General features: G+C 37.9%; 14 protein-coding genes. 7 read left to right on the plus strand and 7 right to left on the minus strand.

Features of this window, described 5'->3' with window-relative positions; genetic code table 11:
* The first annotated feature begins 207 nt into the window (after positions 1-207).
* Both AC04QZ_RS24675 and AC04QZ_RS24680 read left to right on the plus strand, forming a co-directional pair.
* Positions 208-1,362 (plus strand): sensor histidine kinase, encoded by a 1,155-nt coding sequence (locus AC04QZ_RS24675; protein ID WP_478359869.1) that lies wholly within the window; start codon positions 208-210, stop codon positions 1,360-1,362.
* A 191-nt stretch (positions 1,363-1,553) separates the two neighbouring features.
* Positions 1,554-1,763 (plus strand): hypothetical protein, encoded by a 210-nt coding sequence (locus AC04QZ_RS24680; protein WP_478359870.1) that lies wholly within the window; start codon positions 1,554-1,556, stop codon positions 1,761-1,763.
* An 84-nt stretch (positions 1,764-1,847) separates the two neighbouring features.
* On the opposite strand, the gene AC04QZ_RS24685 is transcribed toward AC04QZ_RS24680, so the two are convergent.
* Positions 1,848-2,336 carry a hypothetical protein gene (locus AC04QZ_RS24685; RefSeq protein ID WP_478359871.1) on the minus strand — a complete coding sequence of 163 codons (489 nt, stop codon included), beginning with the start codon at positions 2,334-2,336 and terminating at the stop codon, positions 1,848-1,850.
* Between the two features lie 272 nt (positions 2,337-2,608).
* Here AC04QZ_RS24685 and AC04QZ_RS24690 point away from each other — a divergent pair, with 272 nt between their 5' ends.
* A complete protein-coding gene (locus AC04QZ_RS24690; protein ID WP_478359873.1) occupies positions 2,609-3,235 on the plus strand; it encodes a hypothetical protein in 627 nt (208 codons plus the stop codon).
* Between the two features lie 40 nt (positions 3,236-3,275).
* Here AC04QZ_RS24690 and AC04QZ_RS24695 read toward each other — a convergent pair whose 3' ends face one another.
* On the minus strand, positions 3,276-4,163 hold the full coding sequence (locus AC04QZ_RS24695; RefSeq protein ID WP_478359874.1) for a sugar phosphate isomerase/epimerase family protein: 888 nt from the start codon (positions 4,161-4,163) through the stop codon (positions 3,276-3,278).
* Positions 4,164-4,483: 320 nt separating this feature from the next.
* Here AC04QZ_RS24695 and AC04QZ_RS24700 point away from each other — a divergent pair, with 320 nt between their 5' ends.
* Positions 4,484-5,083: a GIN domain-containing protein gene (locus tag AC04QZ_RS24700; protein WP_478359875.1), complete on the plus strand. Its 600-nt coding sequence runs from the start codon at positions 4,484-4,486 to the stop codon at positions 5,081-5,083.
* A gap of 67 nt (positions 5,084-5,150) precedes the next feature.
* Here AC04QZ_RS24700 and AC04QZ_RS24705 read toward each other — a convergent pair whose 3' ends face one another.
* From AC04QZ_RS24705 to AC04QZ_RS24725, 5 genes are all read right to left on the minus strand, one after another.
* The gene (locus tag AC04QZ_RS24705) at positions 5,151-6,521 is read right to left on the minus strand and encodes a YeiH family protein (protein WP_478359876.1); all 1,371 of its coding nucleotides are present in this window, start codon (positions 6,519-6,521) and stop codon (positions 5,151-5,153) included.
* A 270-nt stretch (positions 6,522-6,791) separates the two neighbouring features.
* Positions 6,792-6,971, minus strand: a complete 180-nt coding sequence (locus tag AC04QZ_RS24710; protein WP_478359877.1) for a hypothetical protein — start codon at positions 6,969-6,971, stop codon at positions 6,792-6,794.
* 10 nt (positions 6,972-6,981) lie between these two features.
* On the minus strand, positions 6,982-7,692 hold the full coding sequence (locus AC04QZ_RS24715) for a DUF1223 domain-containing protein (protein ID WP_478359878.1): 711 nt from the start codon (positions 7,690-7,692) through the stop codon (positions 6,982-6,984).
* Between the two features lie 272 nt (positions 7,693-7,964).
* A complete protein-coding gene (locus tag AC04QZ_RS24720; protein ID WP_478359879.1) occupies positions 7,965-8,726 on the minus strand; it encodes a LytR/AlgR family response regulator transcription factor in 762 nt (253 codons plus the stop codon).
* Entirely contained in the window at positions 8,707-9,726 is a 1,020-nt protein-coding gene (locus AC04QZ_RS24725; protein WP_478359880.1) for a sensor histidine kinase, read from the minus strand. Before AC04QZ_RS24725 ends, AC04QZ_RS24720 begins: the two co-directional genes overlap by 20 nt.
* 318 nt (positions 9,727-10,044) lie before the next feature.
* Here AC04QZ_RS24725 and AC04QZ_RS24730 point away from each other — a divergent pair, with 318 nt between their 5' ends.
* From AC04QZ_RS24730 to AC04QZ_RS24740, 3 genes are all read left to right on the plus strand, one after another.
* Positions 10,045-11,652 (plus strand): ABC-F family ATP-binding cassette domain-containing protein, encoded by a 1,608-nt coding sequence (locus tag AC04QZ_RS24730; RefSeq protein ID WP_478359881.1) that lies wholly within the window; start codon positions 10,045-10,047, stop codon positions 11,650-11,652.
* A 3-nt stretch (positions 11,653-11,655) separates the two neighbouring features.
* Positions 11,656-12,246, plus strand: a complete 591-nt coding sequence (locus AC04QZ_RS24735) for a TetR/AcrR family transcriptional regulator (RefSeq protein WP_086545627.1) — start codon at positions 11,656-11,658, stop codon at positions 12,244-12,246.
* A gap of 376 nt (positions 12,247-12,622) precedes the next feature.
* Positions 12,623-13,672: an alpha/beta fold hydrolase gene (locus tag AC04QZ_RS24740; RefSeq protein WP_478359882.1), complete on the plus strand. Its 1,050-nt coding sequence runs from the start codon at positions 12,623-12,625 to the stop codon at positions 13,670-13,672.
* Position 13,673: the final 1 nt, after the last annotated feature.

The raw sequence follows: 13,673 nt of genomic DNA on the forward strand, positions 1-13,673 counted from the left end.
TTTTTTTAAATAAGTACAATACCAGAATTTGTAGAAGAGGAAAGAGAATTTGTTGTTGGATCAGAAGCAAACATCATTTCTTTTTGCGTATGGTTTGTATAGTTTTTTTTGAATACAAACAGGGTTCGTTTAACCAGATTCTTAGTTTTCATATTTCTTTTTTTTCGAAAACTAGCTGCATCGGCCCCCTATAATATAAGTTGTTACATGAATAGTAATTTTATCTTTATGGATAGTTTGAAGTCGCTAACTTCATACGCCTGGCTTTACAAGCATAGAGTGCATTTAATTGCCTGGATTTGCTTTATTTTTTGGGAATCCATAATCATTGGTCTTGCTTCGGGTTCATTTGGCAAATTCGGCAACTATGTTGTGCACTATATGGTGCATATAACCTTTTTTTATCTTCATGTGTGGTTACTTGAAAAAGCCACTTCCTTTCCTCGTCAGGCGATTTATAAAGTTCCTTTGTTTGTTATTTTAGAACTTTGCATATATGTTGGCTTTGTCTATTATCTTGATATTTTTTTAAGGGAGTACACTAACTTTATCCCTACTCCACCTGCATCAACCAATACCCGGATACTTACATTATTATGGAGATCATCCTTTTTTATGCTCTTTTCAACAGGTTTCTTTTTCTTAAAACAATTTATTGGAGAAAAGCAGGAAAAATCCCGTATTGAAAAACAGCGTTTTCAAATGCTTATTGATAAGGAAAAAATGGATAAGGAACTGGCCATGTCTAAGAATGCTTTTATGAAAGCACAGATTAATCCCCATCTGCTTTTTAATACATTTGAGTTTGTACACCAGAAACTAAGCACCTACTCTCCTGAAGATGCCAAAGTGATGCTTTATCTTTCTGATATGATGCGTTTTGCCGCCAACACGCAGCATAATGAGGGCTTTGTATATCTTAGTGAGGAAATTTCGCAATGTGAAAACCTGATTGGTTTGCACCGCATTACCCAGGGCGCCATTTATATTGAACTGGCCAGCGGACCTGATCTTGGTGAAATCAAATTAATTCCACTTGTTTTGCTTACGATTTTGGAAAATATGTTTAAACATGGAAACCTTAATGATATAGAAAATAAGGCCACAATAGATGTTTATACCTTTGATGGCAAACTGCATATCGAAAGCCGCAATTTACCCCGCTTAGTAAAAAGTAAGGTAGGCTTTGGCTCTGGAATGGATAATATCCGTAACCGGCTAAAATATGCTTACCATCAAAATGCCGAAATGACCGCTGGCATTAACGAAGAAGGTTTTTATACTTTAAGCATCAGTATTTCATTAAATGCGTTAACAATAGAATCTGAAGAGAAAAAAACCGAACAAACGATCCATGTTTAACATTTAAATTTAGCTGAAATAAGAAAAACTTCCCTTAACCACACCCTCCGCTCCGGGAAAAATATTATCGCTTTCTTTTTTTTAATGTAACAGAATTATTACTATATTAAACCGTCTTAATTGACGTTCTGATATTTAGATAATTCTTCGTTAATGAATTAAGTATAAATCTTAACCAAACAGATTAAAAAATGAGAAAGGGTACAATATGCTATGTAAATCAAAATAGTGGACATGGTATTATTAAAGATGAAAATGAGCAGAAAATTCAATTTTTTCTAATGGAACTTCAGGAAGAAATCAGGATTAATGATGAGATTTCTTTTGAAATCGAGCTTACCGCACGGGGACTTGCTGCAACAAAAATACATTTACTGAATACGGTAGAATTAACATCCTAAAATGTAGCAGACAGGTGATCAGGAATTTATCTCTGATATTTGAAATACCGGATATTTAACATGATTTAAAATCCTCATTCAAGATTACCATTTCTCAATAGGTTGATAACCGGGTTTATCTTCCTTCCGGCTAAGTTTCTTTGTAAAATCGTCACCAAAATCATGGTTATAAACTTTAAAGCTGATTTCCCATTCATCCTTTATCATCGGAGGTACAAATTTTTCAAACAGTTTTTCAAATGATCTGAAATTGACAAAGGGTTTGCAAATGACCATATATTCAGAATCCGACTTCACTATAATTTCCTCAACAAGCTTTGGCCACCTCAATTTAATCTCATTCGGTAATTTCTGATATTCCTGCTGATCAATAAACAGCCCTATATTTTGGATAAGCGCTGCAGATAAGGAACTGCCCAACAATGGTTTCCATTCCCCACCCTCTTTTGTCATCCTTCCCAATAGCTGATCATGATCAAGCACGGTCCATGGCTCAGCTCTCGAAAGCTGGATAAGCTGAAAATGCATAACATCGCCATTAGGCAGATTAAAGAAAAAGTCGAGTTCGATCATCAATTATGAGGTGATAGCGGGTATTGCAAAATCAAAAGTATTGAACTATTTGTAAAGCGCAAAAAACATAGCGATGAAAGGTTTAATTAGTATTTCTATTCCTCAATTTTAAATTATTAAACCGAACAATTTGATGTGTTTTTTAAATATTAAATAACTGTTAAATAAAAAATTGATTTTTGTCATCAAAAAAATTCCAAAAACGTGTTAAAAACGTAATATTAAACATACAAAAAGTTTAATATTAGCAATTATTAAAATATCTTTGCTGCATGAAAAGTGCCAAATCAACCACGCTATTGTTCCTTTTAATTACTTCATTTTCTTGTTTATCTGTAGGGGTTCTTGCTCAAAACAAACAAACCAAAGAAGCTGATATTTTTGAGAACACAGCCCATCTGAATGGCAACGACATGATTGAGCGATTAGCTGCCCAACGCAGTGCATTTAACAAAAACCGTTCTAAAAATAGCCTTCCAAAGGCTGAATATATCATTAACAGGACTAACCTAACCCTCATCAGCTTTAACGGCTTAGATTATTTCGTAAAAAACAATAGGGTAATAGGCATACAGGGACTAACTCTTTCGGATGAAGTATTAAACCAAATTACAGACAAACTGGTGCTTTTAGACAGCATCCAGTTTAATTACAGTGAGCGGTCGAATACGGAGCATTTTAATCCAAACATTGATTTTCAAAAAATCAGGAATATCGACCGTCAGTTTTTGATTACGCTTAAAATGTTATCGAGCACGGTAAGAGACATTGCTGCACTTGCAAAAAATGAAAATCCATCTTTAACCGTTGAGACCAACATTACAAAAATGCGCTTACCAAATATTGATCAGGCCGCAGAAAAATCAAGTATGCAAACGCTGGTATCCTTATCAAAATAAAAGCATAATATTTCTTATTTCAGTTGGTACAGGACAATAATTAATCTGTTTTCTTTTCCGCATACACTTCGGCAATCTGAGCAGAAAGATATTTAAAAGCAACTGGCATTTCGGTAGCTGCATTTTTGATGCTTCCTTCTATAAAGATGAAACCTTTGTAATTTATTTTGTGCAGGGCTCTTAAATAGGGTTTAAAATCGTCGCCCATCACACCAGGCAACGATCTGTTTTGTTTTTCGGCCACCTCACAAAATGCAACCAATGCGCCAGCTGCAATAATTTCATCTGGCGATTCCCCTTCACGCATCATGTGAAATATATCCGCATTTAGCCTGAAATTTGGATGATCAATCTCCCTTACAATTTCTGCTGCAGACTTTAACGAGGTGATGAAGTTGGTTTCGGTGGTTTCGAGATTCTCTAACACAATGGTCACCTTATATTTTCCGGCAATTTGCCCCAGTTTTTTGCCCAAACGAATAAAATCTGATTTTGCCTTAACGATATTATAATCTGCCGGAATACTCCTTGCACCCGAGCTACCCAAAACAATAAACTTGATTCCCGCTTGCTGCGCTCTGGAAAGAACCGTTTCGGTATATGCTAAAACCTTTGCTTCATCTACATCTGGCCCGGCTATTTTTATACTCGCCGGGTAAAAAAGATTGCAGGTTAACACTTTACATTTAGCAGCTTTAATCTTTTTCAAATTGTCACGAAACTGATCGTCTGTTAAAACAGGCGAAAGCATCTTTGGAACCGATTCGCCAATCATTTTAAAACCCGAAACGTAAGCTAAACTATCCTGTGTTAAACCAGATACAATACCTAAACGTGGGTAGGCCTGTTTACCGGAAATAAAACCACAAAAACCGATGTAGATCAGGCAGGAAAAAAAAGCTAAATAAGTAGTTTTCGTATTTCTCATATTATTCTTCAAATCATTTGGTTAAAAAAATGAAATCTTAAAATTCACCACTCCTATTGGTTTAAAGATAATATAAAATCTGGTCATTAGGTTTTACATGAACAGAAATAGGAATTTTGAGGATAACCGAATAAACAGGGGGCCGTATTAACCGAATACAATAATGACCTCAGCCATTCGGCAGTTTTTAAATCCAGTTCGTCGACAATTAAGCTGTGTTGGTATAATAGCGGCATTTCTGCTGCAACGTTTTCGGGGTACAGGCGTCTTATCTACAAAACAATCACAAAATATTATTTAAAAATATAAACAACAGCATTATGAAAACCTCAATCAAAACCCTAACAAAATCGCTTTTAGTAGCTATCGTTTTAAGTTCTTCTATTTTCTCTACAAGCGTAATGGCCGATGAGAAACAACCCACCAAAGTTTCTGCGCCTAAAAACGTCAATCAAGTAATTGTAAGCGGAAATGTAGAAGTTACCTTAATTCAAAGAGAGAAAGAAGGCATTAGCTACAATGATGACAATACAGGCAAAGTGAAAGTAACACAAGATGGCTACGCATTAAAAATCAGTTCAGAAGATAAAGAAGTGGCGAAGATTACGCTTTATGTGAATAATATTTACAGGGTTAAGGCATCTGACCACGCGGTGGTAAAAACACAAGGCAAACTGGATGTTAAATATCTTCAGGTATTTTTAAAAGGAAATGCAGTTGCCGAAATCAATTCAGATACAGAAAGTTTATATACCGTAATCGAAAACAATGCCGATCTAAAATTGAGCGGTGCTACTGATAAACATACTTTGGTAATGGGTAAAACACCAAAACTAAACCTGGATAGATTTGCTGCTCTAACAACAGAAATGAGTAACCCGGATACAAACACCTTGCAAACGGTTGCCCTGGCGAAATAACCGCACAAAAAGAAATAAAAAAAGCGACAGTGATGTCGCTTTTTTTTGTTGGAAGAAATTCCTCCATTTATTTAAAATCAGGTACAGGGAATACATATCCACCAAATAAAATATACGACCATAACAAGGTCCAGAAGATGTTGAATATTTGCGCGGTAACGAATGTAAATGCGGGTTTACCGCCTTGAAGTTTGACCAGTGAGGAAAATTTAGCTTCCATACCAATCGAGATAAATGCGATTGCAAACCAAACGGTGCGTAAACCGTTTAAGGTTGGTGCAACACTTTTTGCTGTGGCCGGAGATAACAAAAAGGAAAATACTAAAGATGCCGCCACGAAACCCAATACAAATTTCGGGAATCGTTCCCATACAATTTTCAATCCCGGGCGTTCTGCTTTAATGACTACGCCATCTTCACTTTTAGGCTTTTTATAGGCCCACCATATGGCAATAAAAAAAGCAGCAACACCAATAAAAACATTTTGCGAAAACTTGGCAATCACACCTGCCTTAACAGCTACTGGTCCAACCAAATCGCCTGCAGCCGTTACCGTTGCCGTTGTGTCTAAGGTTCCTCCCAGCCATGCGCCACCAATTACCTCAGGAATATGAAAATACTTTACTGCCCAGGGTAAAATAATCATCATCGGGATCGCCATGATCAACACCAGCGTGGTTACATAAGATAACTTACGTTTATCACCATTAATAGCGCCAGCGGCAACAATTGCAGCAGAAACGCCACAAATAGATACTGCTGAAGCCAATATCACACCAAATTCATCATCAACTTTTAATTTACGGCTTAACCACATGGAAAAAAACCAGACTACAGTAACGACAATAATAGCCTGTATAATACCCGGTAAACCGGCCTTAATCAAATCGGCTGATAAAATAGTGGTACCCAATATCACCAAACCTGTTTTAATATAAAATTCCGATCGTACAGCTTCTTTTAACCAGGACGGCAACCTAATCAGGTTACCCAGTGCAATACCGATTAGCAATGCAAATACCACGTATTCTAATCCGAAATACGATACACTTTTATTACCTCCGATAATAAAGGAAACGATCGCTAAAAAATAAATAAGTGCAAAACCACCAGCAAACCGCGCAACATTGCCCCCTGATACACCTATCGCTATCGAAGCTAAGGCCAGAAAAACGACACCCGTTTCAACAATCAACAATAAGTTAGATGCGGATAATATTTTACCCAAAAGATCCTCACTGTTTGCCCATTTAAATGCAGGCAAACTGATAACAGTACCATAGCTGGTTAAATAAAGTACAGTGGCAATAATAATTGTTCCCAATATAACGGCCCACCAATCTTCGGTAAGCGCTTGTAAAAATGTTTTCTTGTCTGGGCTTATCCCAGCATCGGTTAGGGCTCCAGTAGTATCGGCTGCGTTGTTTCGATTCGACATAGTTGATTATTTATGATGTTAATTTGATTTCAATGCTAAAAATAATAACGGATATAGCTCCATTTTACTGTAAACGATGCCCAATATCGAACTAAAGTAAATATTCAGAAGGATTTTATCCGTAACAAATATTTGACGTGGTGAATGTTTATCCCTTTAGCTAAGTTTATACCTAAAGCGCAGAGCCTATTGTTATTAAATAAAAAAGTCGCCAAATATATGGCGACCTCAAAAAATAATTCTGTTTATGAATGGTGATTAGAGTTGACGTTATACCATTGGGTCAGACTCATGCTCTAGCCCTTTCTGTTTTTTCTTTCCGATACTTTGTACCATTTCACATTGCTGTGGATTTTTTTCGAATGGAGGGCTAACCATAAAAAGTGTCGACATTAAGGTTGCCAATCCAACAAGTAAACTGTTGGTTGTGGTATTTTGATGATTTTCCATGATATGATGATTAAAAAATTGCGGATACATTAACTGCAGAAATTAGTCCTGTTGTTTGATGCTGAACCATGCCAATTACTTCCCATTGTTCGGCACCGCTACTTTTAGGAATATTCAGCGCTGCAGTTCCTGATTTTGTATTCTTTAGCGATAGGGTTAAGGTTTTCCGTACGATCTGAACATGAGATAATTTAAGTCCTGCATTTTCCCCACGTTGTACGTGAGTACTTCCGTTTTTTTGTACGAGTGCAAAAACAAGGTCGTCGCCAGCCTGGGTATCTTTCGCCTCGTAATTTATTTTCAATACTTCCCCATCTCTTCTGGTATCGAAGGCCAAACTGGCGGTATGCTGTTGATTCAAAAGCTGTTTGTTAATGGCATTTCTCACATCACTTTCATTAGATCCAATAAATTCCTGAGCGCCGTTAATCACCAATTGAGGCGTATAAACCTGTGCATTTAACCAGGCACTATATTCTTTTTGCCTTTTTGTATTTTCGGGACTAGCAAAAACGTCTTTCCAGCCTAGGCTATCAAAATAATCGACATGATATCCAAGCACGTACACTGCTTTTCCTTTCGATTCTTTCTCTATTTGAGCCAGTAAATCTTCTGCTGGCGGGCAGCTTGAGCATCCTTCAGAAGTAAATAACTCCAGAACGGCAAAACCTTTTCCATTAACAGGCTGTTCCGCTTTTTTTTCCGGGCCGATCCTACCCAAATAAATGCACTGAGTGCTATTATCCCTACAATAACTGCATTTACGATCGCTATTCTTTTTAGTGTTTTCATAATTTCTATTCTTTTTTTATCAAAAATAAGCGCGTAGCATCGCTGAAATGAGCTTGAAATAGCTGAACCGGACAAATTAATGGAAGAGCTGGACAGGGAGCAGATAAACAAGACAAAGGCGCAGCAGCCTGAAATTAAAAAGGCTTGAAAACAGATACCTGCTTCAAGCCTTTTCAACACCTTATCAGGGATATGGTATCCTTACCTATCTTCCATCCACGAAAGAAAAGCAGGTGTTTTTTCCTTGTTAATCAATAATTTATCAGGGGTTTCAATCACCAGTTTTACAAATAACTTTCTTAAGAAATAATGTTCAATTTCTTTAATGGCTTTAAAATTTACCAGATATTGGCGGTTAACCCGGAAGAACTGTTTAGAAGATACCAGTGCTGTAATCTGATCAAGCGATTGGCTTAAGGCAAACTCCTGCTTATCGAAACACATAATGGTTGAAGCATCATTTCTGATGTAAAAGAAAGCAATGTTTTCGGTTTGCACGGTGGTATATTTCTGGTTTTTAAACACCAAAAAGCTCTCTTTTCCAGCCGGACTATTTAATTTGGTTAATAAATTGTTTAAATCGGGGATTACCTTCTGCTGAAAAAAATTCTGAAGGCCGTCTACTTTTTGAAAGGCTTCCTGAATATCTGTTTTGGAAAATGGTTTTAACACATAATCTACACCGTTTCGTTTAAAAGCCTCCAGAGAATATTCATCAAAGGCGGTACAGAACACAACCGGACAATTAACTTTAACCTGTTTAAATATTTCAAAACATAATCCATCTGCCAATTGAATATCCATAAATATCAAATCGGGTTGCGGCTGTTCTGTCAATGCTTTTACCGATCCCTCAATACTCTGGTACTGCCCTATTATTTTAACATCGGGCCTCAGACTCAGGATTATATTTTCGAGTGATTTAGCTGTTTTTAGCTCATCCTCAATGATGATGATGTTCATGAATTAATGGGAGTTTAATTTTAAAAATCTGGCCATCATTACTAATCTCAATTGGTTTTTCGAGAAGATGCTGGTAGCGTAGTGTGATATTTTTTAGCCCCACCCCTAATGAGTTGTTACCGGCTATTTTTAAACGGATAGGATTTTCCAAAACAATTTGTCCATCGACAGCGTACAAACTGATCTGCAGAGGTTTATCCAACGAAACAACATTATGTTTAATACAGTTTTCGATTAACAGCTGCAGCGTAAAAGGAGGAATTAAGGTCTGTAATACTGCTTCATTTAAAGTAGAGGTAAAGATGAAACCACCATCAAACCGTGCTTTTTGCAAAAACAAATAAGCATTCAGTATTTCCATTTCTTCCGACACATGAATCAGGTCTAATTTACGGCTCTCGAGGGTATAGCGATAAAAATTAGACAGTTTGAGGATAAAATCAACAGCCTCTTCATCGCCAATTTCTACCATGGCTTTTAGGGTATTGAGGCTATTAAAAAGAAAGTGTGGATTAACCTGCTGTTTTAGCAATTCGTACTGCGCACCCAAACTGTCACTTTTAATTTTCTCCAGTTCCATGTTCACCTGCTGATTTTCGTAATTTTGCTGTAACAGATGGAGGAACATATAAAAAATTAAATTGATCAATATCCCCCTTACCTCCACCATCAACATCACCGGACCGAAATTAATGTGCGAAAGAATCAATTGCTGAATCCATGCCAGGCAAAGCATCACCCCAATACCAATTAAAAGACTTTTAAATAACCTGGAGTAGGAAATGCCTTGTTTGCCAGGTCTGCTGCGCTTTCGCGACAGCATATAAATATTCAAATACCACATCAACAAGGCAAATACCGAAGTAATGCCCGCATTTACCGCAGCTTCGGCGGCGTTAAAATGATGCTCTGCTATTTGAGGAACAGAAGATAAAAGTCCAAGAAAAATGGAACTTACCCAAATAATAACAGGCGAAATCTTTAAAGGGCTTTTAGTCATGTTCGTTTTTAGCCAGGCCAATTAAGGTGGGTTGGGATAATCAAAAATAATAATTTATTACACTTAAATTTAAAGAATATGACGACTTCGTTTTAAGCTAAGCCACATCATTCTCTTCATTTTTCACCTAAAGTAACCACCCCATTCTTACAGTTAAACCATTTCGAACCTGAACCAGACAGATTGGGTATTGAAATAGACAATATCAGGTTTAGATTAATCGAAAAGCTATTTTTTTTCTTTAACAATTTTGTTAAACAAAAATATTAAAATATTTATATTTGCAAACGAATTGTTTAGCATTCAATAATAAAAGACATGAGTTTAATCATCAGATCGCTTAGTTATACCCATCCTGATGGAGAAAAGCTTTTCCAAGAATTAAATTTAACGCTTGGCAAAGGTGAAAAGGCAGCCCTGGTTGGGCTTAATGGCATGGGAAAATCGACCTTGCTACAGCTTATTGCAGGCACCGTTTTGCCTACATCCGGAGAAATTATGCTTTCTGAAAGTTGCTGGTACGTGCCTCAACATCTTGGTCAATACGATCATCTATCTATTGCTGAGGCACTAAAAATAGATGTGAAGCTTAATGCGATGCAAGCCATCCTTAACGGAAGTGTAGATCCGGTTTATTTTACTGATCTGGATGATGACTGGGAAATTGAAGAGAAAGCAGAAATGGCCCTGGCGAAATGGGGCCTTGAACATTTTAGTGCTCATCATTTCATGGGAAGTTTAAGCGGTGGTCAAAAAACAAAAGTATTTCTTGCCGGTATTGAAATTCATCAACCAAGGATTATTCTTCTTGATGAACCCACTAATCACCTGGATACAAACAGCCGCAGGATGTTATATGATTTGGTTACACAACATCAGGCAACAATTTTGACCGTTAGCCATGACAGAACGCTATTAAATCTCCTTCACAAAACTTTAGCGCTTAGCCAAACAGGAATAGAGGTTTTTGGTGGCAATTTCGACTTTTATCTGGAGCAAAGACAAGAAAAAGTTAATGCTTTACAAGCAAAACTCGAAGAACAAACCAAAACTTTAAAGCAAAGCCAGCAAAAGGCCCGCGATATGGCTGAGCAACGTCAAAAAAAGGAGGCAAAAGGTAAAAGTGCGGGACAAAGCAATTCCTTACCCCGTATTGTTGCGGGCGGACTTAAAAGTAAAGCAGAGCAAAGTACAGCTAAGGTATTGGATGCTCATCACGAGAAAATATCTGGCCTCGCTGAGCATATCAGGGAAACCCGATCGCAAATACAGCAATACCAGGCACTGCACATTAATATAGCAGCTTCTCATCTTCACCATGGTAAGATTTTGATTGATGCGAATAACGTTAACTATGGTTATCATGGCAACACTTTATGGGAAGCGCTAAGCTTTCAGGTAAGATCCGGAGACCGTTTGCATATTGAGGGCGATAATGGTGCAGGCAAAACCACCTTGCTTAAGATGATTACCGGAGCCATAGAACCTACAGAAGGCCAATACATGAGCCCGGATTTTTCATATCTTTATCTCGATCAGGATTATACCATGATAAAGCCCGACCTCAGCCTTTATGAGCAGGTGCAAAAATATAATCATGATGGATTACAGGAACATGAACTAAAATCGTTGCTTATTTATTCACAGTTTAGTCAGGAGATGTTTGATAGAAAATGTATAGGATTAAGTGGTGGTGAAAAAATGAAACTGGCTTTATGTTGCCTGGCAATAAGTAAACAAGCGCCTGATATGCTTATTCTCGATGAACCCACTAACAACCTCGATGTTCAGAGTTTGGAGATCTTAACTTCGGCCGTAAAAAACTTTACAGGTACGTTATTGGTTATTTCGCATGATCAGCATTTTATAAAAGAAATTGGCGTAACCAGCCAGATTAGTCTCACTAAAAACAGCCTTCATCTATAAAAAATGCCACTTAAAAATACAGGTACAGAACAACTGATAAAAGACACTGCTAAAAAGATATTGTTTGCCGAAGGCAAGCTTCATGCGACCACGCAGGAAATAGCTGATGCCGCTGGTGTAAACAGAACGGCGCTTCACTATTATTTTCGTTCCCGAGACCTGTTAATTGCAGCTGTATTTCAGGAAACCATGCAGGGACTAAGCAAACGCCTTAACGAAAGTATGGAATCTGAAAAACCTTTTAAGCAGAAAGTTGAACACCTGATAACGGTTTTTTTAGAAGATATGATCGCTTTCCCCTATCAGGAGACATTTTTGGTAACTGAAATTAATACTTTGGGTAAAGAACTTATGGGCAATATCCAAACAAATCCGGTTAAGCAATTTTTAAAAGAAGTACAGCAGGAAATGGAAAAGGGTACGATCGTAAAAACCGACCCGGCACATTTTTTAATGAATCTTTTTTCGCTCCTTTCCTATCCATTGATGATGGCTCCATTATACCAGCAATTGTTCCAAATTACCGTTCAGGATTTTAATGCATTAATGTTAGCGCGCAAGAAAGTAATTATGCAGCTGATTTTTGGTTTATAATATTGACTGAGCGATTTTAAGTAGATGATAGCGCTCTGGATATTGTTATGTCCAACTCGATTGGGAATCACTTAGTGTTCAATAATCATCATACAATACGCTTTAAGATTCCCGCATGCGCGGGAAAGACGACCGCTTTATTAGAATCTTTCAATGATAGCCTGTCGAAGGACAATGTTTTCACGCCCATACTTAACTTTTAACTTCATAACCTTACCTGAGCCCATCACTCCTGTCCTGCTCAGGCTTAACAATGTATAAGTCAAAACCTAATTTGTCTGTTTCATCCCGAAACGGCTAATTTCCTCCTGCTAAGCGCATTAATTTTGACATACCAAAGCGGGTAAAACCTTAAATGTCAACAAATTTTAGCACGATGGAAAATCAAAATAATTACAGCCGCAGGCGCTTTTTAAGTGTAGCCGCACTAACCGTTGCCGTTGCAGAACTTGGAGGATTAAACCTTTTAAATGCGCAGGAAAATGTAAAGAAGACATCTGGCAACCCTAAATCGCACAGCAATGCATCTTTCGATGTCATAAAGCAGATTCAGGCCGGCGTATTAAATATGGCTTATGCAGAAAGCGGACCAGCAGATGGTGAACCCGTTATACTGTTACACGGATGGCCTTATACCATTCATAGTTATGCAGATGTAACGGCTTTACTTTCTGCTAAAGGCTACCGGGTAATTGTTCCACACCTTCGCGGCCATGGCAGCACACAGTTTCTTTCGGCTAAAACGCCAAGAAATGGACAACAATCGGCCATTGCAGCAGACATTATTGCCTTAATGGATGCCCTAAAAATAGATAAAGCCATAATTGGCGGCTTTGATTGGGGCGCAAGAACGGCCAATATTATGGCTGCATTATGGCCTGAGCGCTGTAAAGCAATGGTTTCGGTAAGCGGATACCTTATTGGAAGCCAGGAGGTAAACCAAAAACCATTGTCGCCCAAAGCAGAATTATCATGGTGGTATCAATTCTATTTTGCGACTGAGCGCGGCCGTTTAGGTTATGAAGCTAACCGAAAAGATTTCGCCAAACTGATCTGGCAAACCGCTTCTCCGGAATGGAAATTTACCGATGCCATTTTCGAAAAATCAGCAGTTGAACTCGATAATCCAGATCATGTTGCCATTGTCATCCATAATTACCGGTGGAGATTGGGGCTTGCAGAAGGGGAAGCACAATATGATAAATACGAAAAAATACTAGCCACATTTCCAGTTATAACCGTTCCGACCATTACGCTCGAAGGTGATGCCAATGGTGCCCCACATGGTAATCCTGCTAATTATGCAGCTAAGTTTACGGGCAAATATGCACACCACAATCTCGATGGCGGCATTGGACATAATCTTCCTCAGGAAGCACCCCAGGCATTCGCAGACGCCATTATACAGGCAGCTATGATGGCCTGAT

This window comes from Pedobacter folensis, assembly GCF_056490665.1.